General features: G+C 67.0%; 18 protein-coding genes. 11 read left to right on the top strand and 7 right to left on the bottom strand.

Annotated features, from left to right (window positions below; all coding sequences use genetic code 11):
* Nucleotides 1-42 precede the first annotated feature (42 nt).
* The 3 genes from murD to IFT63_RS01910 all read right to left on the bottom strand — a co-directional run bounded on the left by murD (nt 43) and on the right by IFT63_RS01910 (nt 5475).
* Entirely contained in the window at nt 43-1449 is a 1407-nt protein-coding gene (gene murD, locus IFT63_RS01920; RefSeq protein WP_192083087.1) for a UDP-N-acetylmuramoyl-L-alanine--D-glutamate ligase, read from the bottom strand.
* Complete coding sequence (gene murL / locus IFT63_RS01915) at nt 1430-2782, bottom strand: UDP-N-acetyl-alpha-D-muramoyl-L-alanyl-L-glutamate epimerase (protein ID WP_192083086.1); 1353 nt, start codon at nt 2780-2782, stop codon at nt 1430-1432. Before murL ends, murD begins: the two co-directional genes overlap by 20 nt.
* Before the next feature lie 98 nt (nt 2783-2880).
* Complete coding sequence (locus tag IFT63_RS01910; protein WP_192083085.1) at nt 2881-5475, bottom strand: bifunctional aspartate kinase/diaminopimelate decarboxylase; 2595 nt, start codon at nt 5473-5475, stop codon at nt 2881-2883.
* A 75-nt stretch (nt 5476-5550) separates the two neighbouring features.
* Here IFT63_RS01910 and IFT63_RS01905 point away from each other — a divergent pair, with 75 nt between their 5' ends.
* Together IFT63_RS01905 and IFT63_RS01900 are read left to right on the top strand one after the other, a co-directional pair.
* On the top strand, nt 5551-6423 hold the full coding sequence (locus IFT63_RS01905; RefSeq protein ID WP_192083084.1) for a PhzF family phenazine biosynthesis protein: 873 nt from the start codon (nt 5551-5553) through the stop codon (nt 6421-6423).
* A 29-nt stretch (nt 6424-6452) separates the two neighbouring features.
* On the top strand, nt 6453-7328 hold the full coding sequence (locus IFT63_RS01900) for a PhzF family phenazine biosynthesis protein (protein WP_192083083.1): 876 nt from the start codon (nt 6453-6455) through the stop codon (nt 7326-7328).
* Nucleotides 7329-7373: 45 nt separating this feature from the next.
* Here IFT63_RS01900 and IFT63_RS01895 read toward each other — a convergent pair whose 3' ends face one another.
* Entirely contained in the window at nt 7374-7805 is a 432-nt protein-coding gene (locus IFT63_RS01895; RefSeq protein WP_042612715.1) for an OsmC family protein, read from the bottom strand.
* A 350-nt stretch (nt 7806-8155) separates the two neighbouring features.
* Here IFT63_RS01895 and IFT63_RS01890 point away from each other — a divergent pair, with 350 nt between their 5' ends.
* The 4 genes from IFT63_RS01890 to IFT63_RS01875 all read left to right on the top strand — a co-directional run bounded on the left by IFT63_RS01890 (nt 8156) and on the right by IFT63_RS01875 (nt 10619).
* Complete coding sequence (locus IFT63_RS01890; protein WP_042612716.1) at nt 8156-8554, top strand: HU family DNA-binding protein; 399 nt, start codon at nt 8156-8158, stop codon at nt 8552-8554.
* Between the two features lie 265 nt (nt 8555-8819).
* Complete coding sequence (locus tag IFT63_RS01885; protein WP_042612717.1) at nt 8820-9128, top strand: DUF3861 family protein; 309 nt, start codon at nt 8820-8822, stop codon at nt 9126-9128.
* Nucleotides 9129-9414: 286 nt separating this feature from the next.
* The gene (locus IFT63_RS01880) at nt 9415-9945 is read left to right on the top strand and encodes a hypothetical protein (protein ID WP_192083082.1); all 531 of its coding nucleotides are present in this window, start codon (nt 9415-9417) and stop codon (nt 9943-9945) included.
* A gap of 77 nt (nt 9946-10022) precedes the next feature.
* Nucleotides 10023-10619, top strand: coding sequence for a DUF1439 domain-containing protein (locus IFT63_RS01875; protein WP_042615238.1), 597 nt, complete (start codon nt 10023-10025; stop codon nt 10617-10619).
* A 64-nt stretch (nt 10620-10683) separates the two neighbouring features.
* On the opposite strand, the gene IFT63_RS01870 is transcribed toward IFT63_RS01875, so the two are convergent.
* Together IFT63_RS01870 and IFT63_RS01865 are read right to left on the bottom strand one after the other, a co-directional pair.
* Nucleotides 10684-11226, bottom strand: a complete 543-nt coding sequence (locus tag IFT63_RS01870; RefSeq protein WP_192083081.1) for a type 1 glutamine amidotransferase domain-containing protein — start codon at nt 11224-11226, stop codon at nt 10684-10686.
* Between the two features lie 87 nt (nt 11227-11313).
* Nucleotides 11314-11781 carry an SET domain-containing protein-lysine N-methyltransferase gene (locus IFT63_RS01865; protein ID WP_042615236.1) on the bottom strand — a complete coding sequence of 156 codons (468 nt, stop codon included), beginning with the start codon at nt 11779-11781 and terminating at the stop codon, nt 11314-11316.
* A gap of 195 nt (nt 11782-11976) precedes the next feature.
* Here IFT63_RS01865 and IFT63_RS01860 point away from each other — a divergent pair, with 195 nt between their 5' ends.
* The 5 genes from IFT63_RS01860 to IFT63_RS01840 all read left to right on the top strand — a co-directional run bounded on the left by IFT63_RS01860 (nt 11977) and on the right by IFT63_RS01840 (nt 17285).
* A complete protein-coding gene (locus IFT63_RS01860) occupies nt 11977-12432 on the top strand; it encodes an SUF system Fe-S cluster assembly regulator (RefSeq protein WP_042615235.1) in 456 nt (151 codons plus the stop codon).
* Between the two features lie 15 nt (nt 12433-12447).
* A complete protein-coding gene (gene sufB, locus IFT63_RS01855; protein WP_042615234.1) occupies nt 12448-13923 on the top strand; it encodes a Fe-S cluster assembly protein SufB in 1476 nt (491 codons plus the stop codon).
* An 82-nt stretch (nt 13924-14005) separates the two neighbouring features.
* Nucleotides 14006-14770 carry a Fe-S cluster assembly ATPase SufC gene (gene sufC, locus IFT63_RS01850; RefSeq protein ID WP_192083080.1) on the top strand — a complete coding sequence of 255 codons (765 nt, stop codon included), beginning with the start codon at nt 14006-14008 and terminating at the stop codon, nt 14768-14770.
* Nucleotides 14770-16032 carry a Fe-S cluster assembly protein SufD gene (sufD, locus tag IFT63_RS01845; RefSeq protein WP_192083079.1) on the top strand — a complete coding sequence of 421 codons (1263 nt, stop codon included), beginning with the start codon at nt 14770-14772 and terminating at the stop codon, nt 16030-16032. Before sufC ends, sufD begins: the two co-directional genes overlap by 1 nt.
* The gene (locus IFT63_RS01840) at nt 16029-17285 is read left to right on the top strand and encodes a cysteine desulfurase (RefSeq protein ID WP_192083078.1); all 1257 of its coding nucleotides are present in this window, start codon (nt 16029-16031) and stop codon (nt 17283-17285) included. Before sufD ends, IFT63_RS01840 begins: the two co-directional genes overlap by 4 nt.
* Before the next feature lie 23 nt (nt 17286-17308).
* Here IFT63_RS01840 and IFT63_RS01835 read toward each other — a convergent pair whose 3' ends face one another.
* Nucleotides 17309-17974 (bottom strand): transposase, encoded by a 666-nt coding sequence (locus IFT63_RS01835; RefSeq protein WP_249404315.1) that lies wholly within the window; start codon nt 17972-17974, stop codon nt 17309-17311.
* Between the last annotated feature and the right edge of the window lie 49 nt (nt 17975-18023).

Here is an 18023-nt window from a genome sequence, read left to right as displayed (position 1 = left end):
ACAAGGCGGCCAATTGCGATTTAATCCCCTCCGTCCCCTTTTTTACAGGCCGATGCCAGGGATGGCGCTGATCAGGTCCGGGTCGAAACCGGCCAGCACGGCGAAGTGACGGCCGCGGGCGACGTAGTCGCGGTACACGCCATAGCTGGGTGCGCCGGGTGACAGCAGCACCACCCCGCCCGCATTGCCGAGCGCAGCGCGTGCCAGCGCCATCGCCTCGGCAAGGTCCTGCGCGGCGTGCAGGCCGAAGCGGCCGGCGTCGGCCAGCGGTTGCAGCAACGCGTTGATGCGCGGCCCGTTGGCGCCCATGGTGATGATCTCCAGCGGCGGCTGGTCGTGTGCCATGTGCTGGAAGAAGTCACTCCAGTCCAGCCCGCGGTCGTGCCCGCCCACCAGCAGCGCTATGCGTTGCCCGGCAAAACAGTCCAGCGCGGCCAGGCTGGCGTGCGGGGTGGTGCTGATCGAATCGTTGATGTAGACCACGCCCTCGCGCGCACCGATGCGCTGCAGCCGGTTGGGCAGCGGCCGAAACGACTGCACCGCCGGCGCCAGCGCCACCGCGTCCAGCCCCAGCGCCTCGATGGCCGCCAGCACCGCGCACAGGTTGCCGCGGTTGTGCCGCCCCGGCAGCGGCGTATCGCGGCTGTCGAACACCGGCTGTCCGCCGCGGTGCACGATGTCGCCGCGCATGTGCCAGCCGCTCGGCTGGTTGAACCAGATGATCTCGCTGTCCGGCAGGGACAACGCAGCAAGGCGCGGATCGGCCGCGTTGAGCACCGCGATGCGCGGCGCGCCTTCGGTGACCAGCGCCAGCTTGTCCTGGAGGTAGCGCTGTTCGCTGCCATGCCAGTCCAGGTGTTCCGGGAAGAGGTTCAGCACCACCGCGACCTGCGGGTGCGCCCCGCTGCGGGCGACCTCGCGAGTCTGGTAACTGGACAGTTCCACTGCCCAGAAAGCCGGTGCCGGCTGCGGATCCAGCACCTCCAGCAGCGGCAGCCCGATGTTGCCCACCAGCCCGGTGCGATGCCCCGCAGCGCGCAGCAGGTGCGCCAACAACGAAGTGGTCGTGCTCTTGCCCTTGGTGCCGGTGACGCAGATCGTGTTGCGCACCGTACCATCGTCCGACGCATGTTCGGCGAACCACAGCGCGGTGCCGCCGATGAACTGCGTGCCCTGCGCCAGCGCTGCCTGTGCCACCGGCAGGTACGGGCTGATGCCGGGCGATTTGATCACCACGTCGAAGCCGGCCAGCAGCTCCGCGCTGGGTTCGCCACGCACATCCAGCGTGCCGCCCGCCTCCGTCCGCGCCGCATCCACTTCGGCGGCCGGGCAGAACAGGGTCAGCGGCAGCGCCGGCAATCGCGCGCGCAGCACGGCATGCGCCGCACGTCCCTCACGGCCCCAGCCCCACAAGGCGACCCGCCTTCCCTCAAGCTGCGAAATCTTCACGCACCCGCTCCCACAACCCGGTCGGGATGCGATGCTCGCCCTGCAGTTCCAGCATCGGCTCCAGCGCCAGCTCGGCCGCATCCAGCTGCGGCAGGATCTCGTTGCAGAAACGCTTCACCAGCGCGTCTTCCTTCCAGTCCGGACGGGTGGCCAGGGTAGCCATCGCCGCACGCGACTCCTTGCCCTCGCCCACGCATTCGAACGGCTTGTGGTCCTGGAATTCCAGCAGGGCATCGAAGCCGCCGGCCTGGTCCAGGTCATCCAGCAGGTTGCGGCCGAAGATGCGTACCAGCCGCGCCTTGGACATGAACGGTGCGAGCGCCAGGAACACGAAGTGGCACTTCGGGCATACACCACACCAGCGGTTCACCGGGCGCTCGCCCAGGATGTGGAAATTGCGGTTGCAGCTGGAAAAATGCGCGTCGTAGAAATCGGTCTTGGCGAACTGCCGCGCCACGGCCAGCTCGGACATCGGACGTAGCAGCGAGTAATACTGCAGATCGGCGGCGACGTAGCGCTGCACGTGGCGGCCGAAGGCCTGTTCAAACGCCCAGCCCTTGGACCACTGATGGTTGACCTCGCCGGTGCCCGGGATCTGGCTGCCATAGCTGGCCGAACGTTCATTGGAAAACACCACCTGGTCCACGCCCTGCAGCAGCGCGGCCAGCACCATGATGGCCGAGTTCACCGCAGTCACCGGGATGTGCCCGTTCCAGGCACCCTGGCGGTTGAGCTCGAACAGTTCCGGTGCCAGCGCGCGGCCGAGGTTGAGGGTCGGCAGGCCGGTACGTTCGGCGCAGGCGCGGATCAACTGTGAGCCGCCGATCCAGGTGACCGTCTCGTCCACGCCGGCACGGCGCAGCGCTTCGATGCTGACCAGCGAATCCTTGCCGCCGCCGATGGCCACCAGCGCATGGGACTGCAGGCCCAACGTCGGCGCCGGTGAGACCGCGCCGGCCACCGGCAGGCGGAAGCGCCCGCGCAGGTTCAGGCCGTTGCGGTAGGCGAACTCGCCCAGACCGTGCAGGTAGATGCTTTCCACCAGCCCGGCGGTTTCCGCGTCGATCGCGTAGCCCTCGATGGCCACCGTATCCGGCACGCCCGCCTTGTAGTAACTCACGCCGGCGATCAGGTGCAGCAGCTGCAGCGCGCGTTGCACGGCCGCGGCGCGTTCCGGCGACAGAGTGAACGGGGCGCCGGGCACGGTGATGGTTTCCACCATCTCCGGGCCGTGGTCGAAGGCGTAAACCAGGCGCGCCACGCCGGTGTCTGCAGCGAAATCGCAGCGGACGAAGCGGAAGCAGGCAACCTGGTGTTTATCGAAAGCAGTCATGGGGTATCCGGATCAGGCACGTTTGCGTGCAGGCACGCAGGCGGCGTTGGCAGTCGGGTGATGCAAGGCGCTGTGTGCCAGCGCGGAGAAAGCGGACCTCATTCCAGGATGTCCTCGCGCGGCATCGCCCGCTGGTTGTAGGTACTGGCCATCACGTAGCCGTAGGCACCGGCATCTGCCACCACCATCACATCGTCCGGCGCGGTGGACGCCGGCAGCTTGCGGCGCTTGCCGAACACATCGCTGGACTCGCAGATCGGCCCCACCACGTCGAAGGCGGCTTCGGCGTAGCCGCCCTGCCGGCTCAGGTTTTCGATGTCATGCCAGGCGTCGTACAGCGCCGGACGGATCAGCGTGTTCATGCCGGCATCCAGGCCGACACGGCGCACGCCTTCCTTCTCCACCACCTGGGTGCAGCGGGTCAGCAGCACGCCCGATTCGGCCACAAGATAACGGCCCGGTTCGATCGCCAGGCGGAACGCCGGATGCACCGCCTTGACCTCGGCCAGGCCTTCGGCCCACGCCTCCAGATCGAACGGTTCGTCTTCCTCGGTGTAGGGGATCGGCATGCCGCCGCCGATGTCGATGGTCTGCACGGTGCCGATGCGGCGGGCGAAACCGGCCAGTTCATCGCACATCAGGCGCCAGTGCTGCGCGGTTTCCACGCCGCTGCCCAGGTGAGCGTGCAAGCCGACGATGGTGGTGCCCAGCTCGGTGGCCACGCGCACGAACTCATCCACGCGTGCCATCGGCAGGCCGAACTTGGATTCCTTGCCGCCAGTGCGCACCTTGGCGTGGTGGCCTTCGCCACGACCCAGGTCCACGCGCAGCCACAGTTCACGGTTGCGGAACAGGTCCGGCCAGCGCTGCAGGGCTTCCACGTTGTCCACGGTAACGGTGACGCCGAGCGCGAACGCCGCTTCGAATTCCTCGCGCGGGCAGAAGCTGGGGGTGAACAGCACGCGCCGGGGCGACAGTCCCGGCAGCACGTTGAACACATGCTTCAGCTCACCGTGGGATACGCACTCCAGGCCGAAGCCTTCCGCTTCCAGCGTCTCCAGGATGGCCGGATGGCTGTTGGCCTTGATCGCGTAGTAGCGCTGGTCGATCGGGGTGATCGCGGCCAGTGCGCGGGCGCGGGCGCGCACCGTCGGCAGATGGTAGACATAGCGCGGTGTACCGGCTTCGGCCAGCTGCAGCAGGTGCGCACGATGGCCCCGCCACCAGGGCGTGCCGCGCGGGCGCACGGTGCCGGCGATTTCGCGCCAGCGCGGACCGAACACCGCGGTTTCTTCCACCGGCATCGCACCGCTGTCGATCAGCTCGGCGTGCAGGATCGGCAGCAGGCCGTCGGCGTCGGCCTCATCGATGACGAAGGTCAGGTTGAGGTCGTTGGACGACTGCGAAATCATGTGCACGCGCTCGCGCCCGAACGTCGCCCAGACATCGGACAGCTTGTGCAGCAGCGAGCGCATGCCGCGGCCGACCAGGGTGATCGCCGCGCAGGGCACGATGATCTTGACCTTGCAGATCTGCGACAGGTCCGCCGACAGCGCTGACAACACATCGGTATTGACCAGGTTTTCCGACGGATCCAGCGACACCGTCACGTTGGTTTCGGCCGAACCGATCAGGTCCACTGACAGCCCATGCTTCTTGAACAGGCCGAACACATCGGCCAGGAAGCCGACCTGCTGCCACATGCCGATGCCCTCCATCGACACCAGCACGATGCCGTTGCGGCGGCTGATCGCCTTCACCCCCGGCACCGGCGCGGCGCTGCCGTCGATGCTGGTACCCGGCAGTTCAGGGCGCTCGGTATCCAGGATGGCCATCGGCACGCCGGCATCGCGGCACGGCTTGATCGAGCGCGGATGCAGTACCTTGGCGCCGGTGGTGGCGATTTCCTGCGCTTCGTAATAGTCCAGCCGGGTGAGCAGGCGGGCGTCGGGAACATCCTTCGGATTGGCGCTGAACATGCCGGGGACGTCGGTCCAGATCTCCACGCGGCTGGCGCCGAGCAGCGCACCGAAGTACGCCGCCGAGGTGTCCGAACCGCCCCGGCCCAGGATCGCGGTGCCGCCGTCGGCGTGGCGCGCGATGAAGCCCTGGGTGATCAGCAGGCGGGTCGGCTGCGCGCGGAAGCGCTGCGCCCACGCGTCACCGGATTTCCACTGGCAGTTCACCGAAAGGCGCTGCGACCACGGGCTCTGGTTGGGCAGCGGGGGCAGCGCATCTAGCCACTGCCGCGCATCCATCCAGCCCATGTCCAGGCCGTTCTGGTGCAGGTAGGCGGCACCGATGCTGGACGACAGCAGCTCGCCCTGGCCCAGCACTTCGGCCTGCCAGTCCAGCGTGCGCGCAGCGCAGCGCGCGTCGTCCAGCAGCGCCTGCAGCGCCGCCAGGCGCTCGGCCAGCACCGACGGCGGCAGCTCCAGTTCGTCCAGGAAGGCCTGGTGGCGTTCGACCAGCGCGGCCACGCGCTCACGGCTGTCGGCCGCGCCATCGGCGATGGCGGTCAGTTCGTTGGTCACCCCGGACAGCGCCGAGACCACCACCAGCACGCGCGAGCCGGTCTCTTCCGCACGTTTTTTCGCCAGTTTCCCGATCGTGTCCCAGCGATGGCGACGCGACACCGAAGTGCCGCCGAACTTGAGGACGATCCAGCGATCGACAGGGGAAGAAACTGGCATGTAAGTATTCTGGTTATGGTGGGGAGGCCGCCCGCAAGGAGCGGAACCCCCGATTCTAAGCCCAAGACGCCGCCCATGACCGCTCACCGCTACCTTCAGCTTGATGTCTTCGCCCCCCGCCCCGGCACCGGCAACCCGCTGGGGGTGGCGTTCGACGCCGACGCTCTGTCCCCCGGGGCCATGCAGGCCCTCGCCGCTTGGCTGAACCTGTCCGAGACGGTGTTTTTCGTGGCCCCCACCGCGCCGGGTGCGGATTACCACATCCGCATCTTCACCCCGACCAGCGAGCTGCCCTTCGCCGGCCATCCCAGCGTGGGTGCGGCCTGGGCGGCGGTGACCGGCGGCCTGGCGGTTCCTCGCAATGGCGCGCTGCTGCAGCAGTGCGCGGCCGGCCTGCTGCCGGTGCGGGTGGAGGGGCCGCACACGGCGCCGACCATCCACCTGGCCAGCCCCACCGCCCGCCGCTGCGAGGTGGACCCCGGCGCGCTGCCGGCCAGCCTGCACGCCCTGGGCGGACCGGCGCAGACTGCGGAACTGTGGGACAACGGCCCGCGCTGGTGGCTGCTGGCTGCGCGCGATGCCGCTGCCGTGCGTGGCCTGCGGCCGGACATGGGCGAGCTGCGCGACTGGACCAACGCCACCGAGGCCACCGGCGTGGCGATATACGCGCCGGAGCACGCTGACGGCCACGACCTGGTGGTGCGCGCGTTCTGTCCTGGCGATGCCGTGAACGTGCCTGAAGACCCGGTGACCGGCAGCGCCAATGCACTGATTGCCAGCGTACTGGCCCAACGCCACCAGCTGCCCGGCCGCGATGGCCACTGCATCGCCAGCCAGGGCCGCGAGGTTGGCCGCGACGGCCGCGTGCACCTGTACGTGGACGACGCCGGGGTGGCCTGGATCGGTGGGCAGGTGCAGCCGGTCATCGATGGCACGGTGCACTGGTAAGCTGCGCCACCCCGTTACGGAGCCCGCCGATGACCACCCGCCGTTTCCTGCAGCTGGACGTATTTTCGCCTTCGCCGGGTGCCGGCAATCCGCTTGCCGTGGTGCTGGATGCCGAGGGCCTGGACGACGCGAGCATGCAGGCCATCGCCCGCTGGACCCGGCTGCCGGAGACCACCTTCGTGTTTCCACCGCAGGATGCAGCGAGCAGTTATCGCCTGCGGATGTTCAGCCCGCAGAAGGAAGTCCCGTTCGCCGGCCACCCCAGCATCGGCACCGCGCATGCAGTGCTGGAAGCGGCACTGGCCGTGCCGGTCGACGGGCTGCTGGTGCAGGACGGGATCGCCGGGATGCTGCCGCTGCGCGTGGAAGGCGATGGCCTGCAACGCACGATCGCCATCCGTACTCCGCGCGCTTCGGTCGCCGAGGTGGTCGAGCCCACCGATCCGCGACTGACCAGCGTCCTGCAGGGGTGGCCACTGGGCACCCTCCCGCCCGCCCGCATGCAGGGCGGGCGCAGCTGGTGGGTGGTCGAGCTGACGGACGAGACAACGCTGCGCGAGCTGCAGCCCGACTGGAACGCGGTTGCGGCACTGGCGGAGTCCACTGACAGCATGGGCGTGTTCGCCTATGCGCGCTGCAGCGATCAGCCCTGGGATCTGGCCGTGCGTGCCTTCGTCGGTAACGGCAGGCGCTTCGAGGACGCCGCCTCCGGTGCGGCCAACGCGGTGCTGGCGGCATGGCTGGACGAGCGCGGAGGACTTCCCGGCGGACGTCGTGACTATGTGGTCAGCCAAGGCCGCGAGGTCGGCCACGATGCGCGCCTGCACCTGCATGTGGATGCACAAGGCGAAGTGTGGTCCGGTGGCCAGGTACAGACCGTCATCCGCGGCATGATCGATTGGTAGGCGGAAACAGGACGGCCAGCGGCCGTCCCTACCGCGTCCGCTACGTCAGAGCAGGGTGGCTTCCAGTGTCACCGGTACCGCGCTGAGTGCCTTGGACACCGGGCAGTTCTGCTTGGCGTCATCGGCGATGGCGCGGAACTTCTCCGCCTCAATTCCCGGCACCTTGGCCTTGACCTTCAGCGTGATCTGCGAAAGCTGCGGGCCGCCTTCCATCGACAGGTCCACCTGCGCCTCGGTGTCCAACGCCTCCGGCGGGAAGCCGGCTTCGGTCAGCTTGGCCGACAGCGCCATGGTGAAGCAGCCGGCGTGCGCGGCGGCGATCAGTTCTTCCGGGTTGGTGCCCTTCTCATCCCCGAAGCGGCTGCTGAAGGCGTAGCGGGTGTTGTCCAGCAGGCCGCTCTGCGGCGTGCTCAACTGTCCCTTGCCGGTCTTCAGGTCACCTTCCCAGTGCGCGGTGGCGCGGCGTGAAATACCCATTGTGCAGCTCCTTCGGTTGAGTTCGGGACTTACCGTACGCAGGCCCGCGTTAGCGTCGCGTCGCTCTGCTGCGACGCGATGGCGCTGGTCGTCCCGACGAACGGCCGGCCTCCGGTCGCGCATTCCCCGGCGCGGGCGGAAAAGCGGATTTTTCCCTTCCAATTCCACGGCTTCAGTACGACGGGCGTGGCTGAGCTGGCCGCCACGCCTCCGACAAAGGTCGAGTGGGAGCGAAAAAAGCAGGCTTTTCCGCGTATAACCTATTGGCGGGGCGGTGTAGTTGCCCTACATTGCGTTTGCCGACGGGGTCGGCATGACCAAACAACCAACCGTTCACGGAACAGGAAACCATGGCAAAGACCGCTAAGAAGGCTGCCCCGAAGAAGGCAGTAAAGAAAGTCGCTACCAAGGCAGCCGCCAAGCCGGCCGCGCCGAAGCCGATCAAGGACGTGCTGACCAAGTCCGGCCTGGTTGCCCACATCGCTGAAGCGTCCGGCGTGGTCGCCAAGGACGTGCGTGCGGTGCTGGCCTCGCTGGAAACCGCCGTTGCCTCTTCGGTACACAAGAAGGGCGCGGGCAGCTTCACCCTGCCGGGCCTGCTGAAGATCACCACCGTCAGCGTTGCCGCCAAGCCGAAGCGCAAGGGCATCAACCCCTTCACCAAGGAAGAGCAGTGGTTCGCCGCCAAGCCGGCTACCACCAAGCTCAAGGTGCGCCCGCTGAAGAAGCTCAAGGACGCCGCGCTCTGATCGCGTAGGCATACCGGGTTTTGATCGCGAACGGGACGGCTCATTGCCGTCCCGTTCCTTTTCCAGGGTTTGTGCGCGGGCCGCAACACAGTGTGCCGTTGCCCGCCGATTCCGCGCAGCCGGACGTCAGGCGCTGCCCTGCAACGCGCCGCAGCCGGTTGCAGCGGGCCACCTGCGGGACAATGGAACACTGCGTGCAGCCGGCCCGGTCGTAGTCCCTGCGTGGCGGCCCTATGGTGGATACATCCCCCAATGGACGCCCGCCATGGCCAGCCCTTCCACCCGCTACCGCCTCACCGTCACGCCGATCGAAAAAGACGGCTTGCCGTGCAGCGGCCGCTGCACCATCGAAGTGGAGCATCGCGCACAGCGTGACTGGATGCGCCTGCTCGAAGCTGCTCCGCGGCTGGCTGGCTTCAGTGGCGACGAGCGTGCGGCGGTGTTGATCGCCGCGCAGATCCTGCGCGACGTCGTGCAGCGCCACGCCGACGAACCCAACCATCCGCTGGCCGCCCACGCGGTGAAGCTCGACACGGCGCTGGACGCCTTGGACAGCCTGCACGGCGCTGCGTGAGGTGTTCCGGCAACGGCAACTGCAACGTCAGAAGCTCCAGGACAGCTTGTTGGCGGGGCGGGGTGGGTTGGCGGGGGACGGCAACAACCGCATCCTGCGGGCCTCGTTTCACGCCATCCATGGCGCTCAACGCCCCCGCCAACCCACCCCGCCCCACCTCCGACAGGTCCATGGTGGCCATCTGGTAGCGCCGACCCATGGTCGGCGGCGTTTGGGAGGGGGCCTGATGGTGTCCACCTCCATGCCTTGGCTACACTCACTGCTTCCGTCCTGACGAGTGCGCCTGATGCGCCGCGTTGCCTGCTGGCTGTTGCCGATGCTGATGCTGCTGGGTGCGTGCCAGCGCGCGCCGGATGTCCCGCCCGCAGCAGATGTTGCGGCGGCCAAGCCACCTGCAGCCGCCCCAACGCGTGTGGCCAATTCCATTCTCGATGGCGCCGACGCGCTGCCGCTGCTGGCGGCAGTCACCGCAGACGCGCCGGATCCGGGTGCAGTGGTGCGCACCTATGCCGTCCACCTGCTGCGCCGCGAGTTCGACAAGGCCGATGCCAACTGGATGATCGCCCCGCCGCCGGGCCGTGCCGACGATGCCGCACTGCGCGGACTGCGCGAGGTGCGCGATCTGAAGATCAACACCGATGCGCCCGTGCCGCGTGACCGGCAGCAGCCGACCCATCTCATCGAAGTGCCTGTGCGGATACGCGTCACTACCCCCAGCACCACGCTGCGCTACAAGGGCTGGTACCGGCTGGTACCCAATCCGCAGCGCAGTGCCTGGCTGATCCAGTCAGCCAACCTGCAGCCGGTGCTGGACTGACCTGCCCACCGCCATGCACGCGCGGTTCAGTGCAACCGGCTATCTTCTGCATGTCCTTACTTCAGATGGTCACGACCATGCGTCTTCGTCCGTTCTTCACCCGATTGGGCACCGCTACGGTACTGGTGGCCGCCGCCATTGGCGCACAGGCCGCCCCCTCCATTGAGGGTCGCCAGCTGTCGGTGGGTGCCGGCGACGTGCAGCAGTACCTGGAGGGCAGCTTCCCACGCACCCAGGATGCACTGGGCGGATTGATCGCCCTGACCATGAGCCACCCGCAGCTGACCCTGCCGGCTGGCGAACGTCTCAACCTGGGGATGGATATCGCCCTGGCGACCGCCGGTGGCGCGCCGGCGAAGCTGGGCACGGTGAAGCTGAGCAGTGGCCTGCGCTACGACCAGCAGACCCAGGGCTTCCACCTGCAGCAGCCAACGATGGAAGACTTCGTGCCGGCGCAGCAGGGAGCACGCCTGGATTCGCGCACCAAGTCGTTGCTCAATGCATGGCTGGGCGATTACGCGCAGCGCGAGCCAATCTACCGCATCGACCCGGCCGTTGCGGGCCTGCTGGGCACCTTGCAGGTGCAGTCGGCGCAGGTGAAGAACGGCCGCCTGCAGGTCACCTTCAACCAGGATCTCGGCACGATGGTGCCGGCCGGGTTGTTGGGCAATTGATGCGGGCGGGTTTCCGCCTGCGGTTGGGGTGACGCCGAGCATGGCTCGGCGCTACCCGTGAGCGTCAGGCTTCGAGGGCCTTTGCCAGTGCTTCGCTGAAGGCCGGGATGTCGTCGGGCTTGCGACTGGTGATGAGGGTGCCGTCAACCACCGCTTCCTCATCGCGCCACTGCGCACCGGCGTTTTCAAGATCCCGGCGCACCGACGGCCAGGACGTTACCTGCCGGCCCTTGGCCAGGCCCGTATCGATCAACAGCCACGGGCCGTGGCAGATCGCCGCGACCGGCTTGCCGGCCTTGCCGAAGGCTTCGATGAAGGCCAGCGCCGATGCATCGATGCGCAGGGTATCGGGGTTCATCTGCCCGCCGGGCAGCAACAGCGCATCGAAATCATCCGTGTTGGCGTCCGCCAGCGGCTGGTCGACGGTTACTTCGTCGCCCCAGTCTTTCTCCTTCCAGCCCTTGATGCTGCCTTCCTTCGCCGGGGAGACCACACGGGTGGTCGCGCCCCAGCCTTCGAGCAGTTTCTTCGGATCTGTCAGTTCGGATTGCTCGAAACCGTGGGTGGCAAGGATGGCGATCTTCTTGCCTTCAAGACGCTGTGCCATGGGAATGCTCCGATTGGTAAAGGAGCCCCCAGCATCACCGCCGGCCCATGTTCCGGCGGTGATACCGATGTGGACAGCGCGTGCAACTCAGCGCTTGGGCTGCAGCATGGTACCGCTGCATTTCTTCGAACCGCAGCGGCACTCCCACACCTTCTTCAGACGCGCGGTGTGGCGCTCGGCCAGGGTGATGCCGTAGTTGTAGACCAGCTCTTCGCCGGGCGCGATATCGCGCAGGGTTTCAATGAACACCTTGTCCTCGCGCGGGTTGCCGTCCTCGTTTTCTTCGATCAGCGCCTCGCAGTTGGGCTCGCAGCTGTGGTTCATCCAGCGCGCTTCGTTGCCCTTGTAATTGGCATCGATCACGTAGTCGTCGTTCAGCGTGAACAGGAAGGTGTGGCCACTTTCCACGTCGCCGCTGTCATCGGCGTCGACGTCGGCGTGGCTGCGCAGCAGGCCCTTGTACTGGATCACCCGCTCACCCTTCTTCAGGGGTGCGATGGCGAACACGCCGTTGCCGTGGATGGCGGATTTGCGGGCTTTGATCTTCTTCGGCATGGGCGCAGGGGCGTTCTGGAAAGAGGAGCGTTGATTCTCCCTTAATCTTCGTGATTGCCAAAATCATGGCCAGACCGCACCATTGCGCCGCCGCCGGGGTAGCACGGGCCCCACAGCGCCAAAACGTCCGGCTTGGACGCGGGCGCATAAAAGCGTACAATTTCGGTCCGCTTTGCAATCCAGCTGCAGACCCCCATGCTCCGCGTCACCAAGCTCACCGATTACGCCACCGTGGTACTGACCGTGCTCGCCGCTCGTCCGGCCGAGGTGCTCAGTGCGACCGAGCTGGCCGAGTTCACCGGCCTGGAACCGCCCACCGTCAGCAAGGTGCTCAAGCCGCTGGCCCAGGCCGGCCTGGTCGAAGGCCTGCGCGGCGTCCGCGGCGGCTACCGGCTGACCCGCGCGCCCGGCGAGATCTCGCTGTTCGAGGTGGTCGAGGCCATGGAAGGTCCGCTGGCGCTGACCGAATGCAGCCACGACAACCACCAGTGCAACATGGCGCCCAAGTGCGGCGCACGCAGCAGCTGGCGGCTGATCAACGACGTGGTGTCCGAGGCACTGCGTGCGGTCACCCTCGCCCAGATCCTCTCCCCCCTTCCCCTTGTTGACGACTCCCAGCGCCGCGCCATTGCGGCCGCTGTCGTCTCCTGATCCACAGGCAGCCCCATGGCCACCGACATCATCGATACCGTCGTCACCGACGACACCCCCAACCGCGAGATCCACGAGCAGCTTGGCCGCAAGTATTCGGCCGGCTTCATCACGGACATCGAATCGGACTCCCTGCCGCCGGGCCTGGACGAGGACACCATCCGCGCCCTGTCGGCGAAGAAGGACGAGCCCGAGTGGATGACCGAGTGGCGCCTGCAGGCGTACCGCCATTTCCTGACCATGGCGATGCCGGACTGGGCCAAGCTCAAGATCGCGCCGATCGACCTGCAGGGCCTGAGCTACTACTCCGCGCCGAAGGGCCCGAAGTACGCCTCGCTGGACGACGTGCCCAAGGAACTGCTGGATACCTACGACAAGCTGGGCGTGCCGCTGCACGAGCGCGCCAAGCTGGCCGGCGTGGCCGTGGATGCGGTGTTCGATTCGGTGTCCGTCGGCACCACCTTCCGCAAGGAACTGGCCGAAAAGGGCGTGATTTTCTGCTCCATGTCCGAAGCCATCAAGGAGCACCCGGAACTGGTCAAGCAGTACCTGGGCACCGTGGTGCCGGTAGGCGACAACTACTTCGCCGCGCTCAATTCGGCGGTGTTCTCCGATGGCAGCTTCGTGTTCATCCCCAAGGGCGTGCGCTGCCCGATGGAACTGAGCACGTATTTCCGCATCAACGCCGGCCATACCGGGCAGTTCGAACGCACGCTGATCATCTGCGAAGACAAGGCGTACGTGTCCTACCTGGAAGGCTGCACCGCGCCGATGCGCGATGAGAACCAGCTGCATGCGGCGGTAGTGGAACTGGTCACGCTGGAAGATGCGGAGATCAAGTATTCCACGGTGCAGAACTGGTACCCGGGCGATGAGAACGGCGTCGGTGGCATCTACAACTTCGTCACCAAGCGGGCCGAATGCCGTGGCGCACGCAGCAAGGTCACCTGGACCCAGGTGGAGACCGGTTCGGCGATCACCTGGAAGTACCCGTCCTGCGTGCTGCTGGGCGATGACTCGGTGGGCGAGTTCCATTCGGTGGCACTGACCCATCACCGCCAGCAGGCCGACACCGGCACCAAGATGATCCACGTCGGCAAGCGCACCAAGAGCAAGATCATCAGCAAGGGCATCAGCGCCGGCCGCGGCCAGAACACCTACCGTGGCCTGGTGAAGATCGAGCGCGGCGCCGAAGGCGCGCGCAACTACACCCAGTGCGATTCGCTGCTGATCGGCAAGAAGTGCGGTGCGCACACCTTCCCCTACATCGAGGTCAAGAACCCCGGGGCGACGGTCGAACACGAGGCCACCACCTCGAAGATCTCCGACGACCAGCTGTTCTACTGCCGCGCACGCGGCATCAGCCAGGAAGACGCGGTGTCGTTGATCGTGGACGGCTTTTGCAAGCAGGTCTTCCGCGAACTGCCGATGGAATTCGCGGTGGAAGCCAAGAAGCTGCTCGACGTCTCGCTGGAAGGCTCGGTGGGCTGACGCCCGCCCTGCCCCCGCGTACTGCATTCGAACCAAAACATCATTGGCGGGCCCCGGGCCCGCACCACGGAACCCCCCCACCATGCTGAAGATCGACAACCTCCACGCACGCATCGGCGACAAGGAAATCCTCAAGGGCCTGTCGCTGGACGTGAAGCCCGGCCAGGTGCACGCCATCATGGGCCCCAACGGTGCCGGCAAGTCCACGCTGGGCAACGTGCTGTCCGGCCGTGAAGGCTACGACGTGAGCGAAGGCAGCGTGCAGTTCGAAGACGCCGACCTGCTGCAGTTGTCGCCGGAAGAACGCGCGGCCGCCGGCCTGTTCCTGGCCTTCCAGTACCCGGTGGAAATCCCCGGCGTCAACAACACCTATTTCCTGCGTGCCGCGCTGAACGCCCAGCGCCGGGCGCGCGGCCAGGAGGAACTGGATTCGATGCAGTTCCTGAAGCTGGTGCGGCAGAAGCTGGCCGTGCTGCACCTGAAGGACGAACTGCTGCATCGTGGCGTCAACGAAGGGTTCTCCGGCGGTGAGAAGAAGCGCAACGAGATCTTCCAGCTGGCCGTGCTGGAACCCAAGCTGGCGATCCTGGACGAGACCGATTCCGGCCTGGACATCGATGCGCTGAAGAGCGTCGCCGACGGCGTCAACGCACTGCGCAGCCCGGAACGCTCGTTCCTGGTCATCACCCATTACCAGCGCCTGCTGGACTACATCAAGCCGGATTTCGTGCACGTGCTGGCCGACGGCCGCATCGTGCAGTCCGGTGGACCGGAGCTGGCGCTGCAGCTGGAAGAGCATGGTTATGACTTCCTGAAAAACCGCGTGGTGCCGGAGGCAGCGGTCTGATGAGCGCATTGCTGGATTCATTGGCCGCCACGTTCTGCGGCAGCGACACGCGCCGCGACGTGCTGGACGCCGCGCTGCGCGACGGCCTGCCGGGCCCACGCAGCGAAGCGTGGAAGTACACCTCGCTGCGCCAGCTGGAACGTCGCAGCTTCGCCGCCGCTCCGCTGGCCCCGCCGGCGCTGGATGTCGCCCTTCTCGATGACATTCCCGCCCCGCGCCTGGTGTTCGTCAACGGTCGCCTGCACGATGGCCTGAGCGACACCCACGGCCTGCCGGCCGGCGTGCAGCTGGAACCGCTGTCGGCCGCGTTGGCCGCCGACGAAGCAGGCGCGCGCGTGCTGGCCCGCCGCTATGAGCGCAGCGATGAGATCTTCGCCCGCCTCAACGCCGCACTGGCCGATGAAGGCGTGGTGCTGCGCGTGGACGAAGGCGTGCAGGTGGACGTGCCGCTGCAGCTGGTCTTCGCCAGCGTGGCCACCGGCAGCGACCTGGCCTGGCACCATCGATCGCTGATCGAGCTCCGTGCCGGGGCCAGCCTGGGCATCGTCGAACACCACCTGCAGGCCGGCGATGGCGCCCACCTGGACAACAGCGTGGTGCATGTCCACCTTGCCCGGGAGGCCGTGCTCAAGCACGCCCGACTGCAGGCCGGCAGCACCCGCCAGACCAGCTTCCTGCGCACCGACGCGGTGCTGGCGCGCGATGCGCAGTACCACCGCGTGGACCTGGAGCTGGGCGCCGCGCTGAGCCGCCACGAGCTCAACGTACGACTGGAAGGCGACAACGCACAGCTGACCGCCAATGGGGTGCTGCTGGGCACCGGCCGCCGCCACGTGGACACCCGCCTGGGCATCGAGCACATCGCGCGTGACACCAACTGCGAGCTGCTGTGGCGCGGCGTGGCCGCCAACCGCAGCCGCGTGGTCTTCCACGGTGGCATCCACATCCGCGAAGGGGCCGACGGCACCGACGCCAACCTGTCCAACAAGAACCTGCTGCTGTCGGCCGACGCCGAGATCGATACCCAGCCCACGCTGGTGATCGACGCCGAAGAGGTCAAGGCCGCGCACGGCGCCACCGTCGGCCAGCTCGATGCCAATGCGCTGTTCTACCTGCGTTCGCGCGGGTTGCCGCAGGAGCAGGCACAGGCACTGCTCAGCGCAGCGTTCTGCCACGAACCGCTGAAGATCCTCCCGGACGCGCTGCGCGAGCAGCTGGGTCGCCGGCTGGACCGCGCCCTGTCCGAGGCAGGCGTGGCATGAACCTGTCTACGCCGCGCCCGCAGGCCGAAACCGGCGCCGCCCCGGACTGGGACCGCGTGCGGCAGGACTTCCCGCTGCTGATGCGCGAAGTGCACGGCAAGCCGCTGGTCTACTTCGACAACGCCAACACCGGCCAGAAGCCGGTGCAGGTGATCGGTGCGGTGGATGAGTTCTACCGCCGCTACAACGCCAATGTCAGCCGTGCGGTGCATGCACTGGGCACCGAAGCCACCGACGCCTACGAAGGCGCGCGCAACAAGCTGGCGCGCTTCCTCAACGTGCGCGCCAGCGAGCTGGTGCTGTGCAGCGGCACCACCTTCGCGCTGAACCTGGTGGCCTATTCGTGGGCGCTGCCGCGGCTGAAGGCCGGCGATGTCATCCTGGTGTCGCGCATGGAACACCACGCCAACATCGTCCCGTGGCAGCTGGTGGCCGAACGCACCGGCGCCACCGTCCGCGTGGCCGAGATCAGCCCGGATGGTTCGCTGGACCTGGACGCCCTGCGCCGCGCCATGACCACCGAGGTCAAGCTGCTGGCCGTGGCGCACGTCTCCAACGTGCTGGGCACGGTCAATCCGGTGCGCGAGATCTGCCGCGAAGCCCGCAAGCGCGGCATCGTCACCGTGGTCGACGGCTCGCAGGCGGTGCCGCACCGCAAGGTGGACGTGGCGGCGATCGGCTGTGATTTCTATGCCATCACCGGCCACAAGATGTGCGGCCCGACAGGCACCGGCGCGCTGTGGGCACGCCGCGAGCACCTGGACGCCATGCCGCCGTTCCTCGGCGGTGGCGAAATGATCAAGGAAGTCAGCTTCGACGGCACCGTGTTCAACGATGCCCCGCACAAGTTCGAAGCCGGCACGCCGAACATCGCCGGCTTCATCGGCCTGGGCGTGGCGGTCGATTACCTGGAATCGCTGGGCCTGGCCCACGTGGAAGCACGCGAGGCCGAACTGCTGGCGCATTTCACCGAAGAACTGCAGAAGATCGACGGCCTGCGCATCTTCGGCACGGCGCCGGAAAAAGCGGCCGTGGTGTCTTTCCTGATCGATGGCGCACACGCCCACGACCTGGCCACCCTGCTGGACCTGGAAGGCGTGGCGATCCGTTCGGGCCAGCATTGCGCGCATCCGCTGCTGCAGTACTACGGCGTCGCCGCGACCTGCCGCGCCTCGCTGGCGTTCTACAACACGCACGAAGAAATCGAGCGCTTCATCATGGCGTTGAACAAAGTCCGCCGGCTGCTGGGTTGAGAAGAAGGGGTCAGAGTCAGGGGTCAGAGTCCTTTTGCTGACGGCAAAAGGACTCTGACCCCTGACTCTGACCCGTTTTTTGCTTTGGTGAGGGGCCGCTGACGCTGCAGCGAACGGCGAATTTCCCCGATCTGCCCCTCCGGCATCGTCGATTCCACGAAAGACACATACCGCTGTTGCCGCGCGCTCGCGTCTGGGCCCAAGGCGATATAGGTCGCGTGCGGTACGACTTCTCCCGCGCGCATACCCAGCGCATTGCAGGCATAGCTGGACCACCTGTAGCGCGCGGGATGATCCCCCATTCCCGCCCGGACCGGATTGAGTTCGATGTACCGATAGCAGGCGAGGACGTAGGCATCATCGCCCACCAGCGACGCATGAAACCTGCCTTCCCAAAGGGTCCCGGATCGGACATGCGCATCGTTGAAGTACCGCACGTAGCGGCGACCGAGGTGCTGCATGAGCCGTGACGCGGCACCCGCGGTCTGTGGCGTCAGCAACAGGTGCACGTGATTGGACATCAAGACATAGGCGTGTAGAACGCATCCAGTCAACGATGCCGCACGGCGCAGCATCGAAAGATACCGGAAACAATCCGCGTCGCTCCTGAAACAACACTGGCGGTCATTACCTCGCTGCACGAGGTGCAGCGGTAGTCCAGGCGCGGATACTCGGGGTCTGCGAGGCATGGCTGAAGCATCCCAGCAAGCAGCCAAGGCTGGCTATCCGGCCTGCCAG

It is taken from the genome of Stenotrophomonas sp. CFBP 13724, from assembly GCF_014841975.1.
GTDB lineage: Bacteria > Pseudomonadota > Gammaproteobacteria > Xanthomonadales > Xanthomonadaceae > Stenotrophomonas > Stenotrophomonas lacuserhaii.
This window is presented reverse-complemented; position numbering and strand designations above follow the sequence as displayed.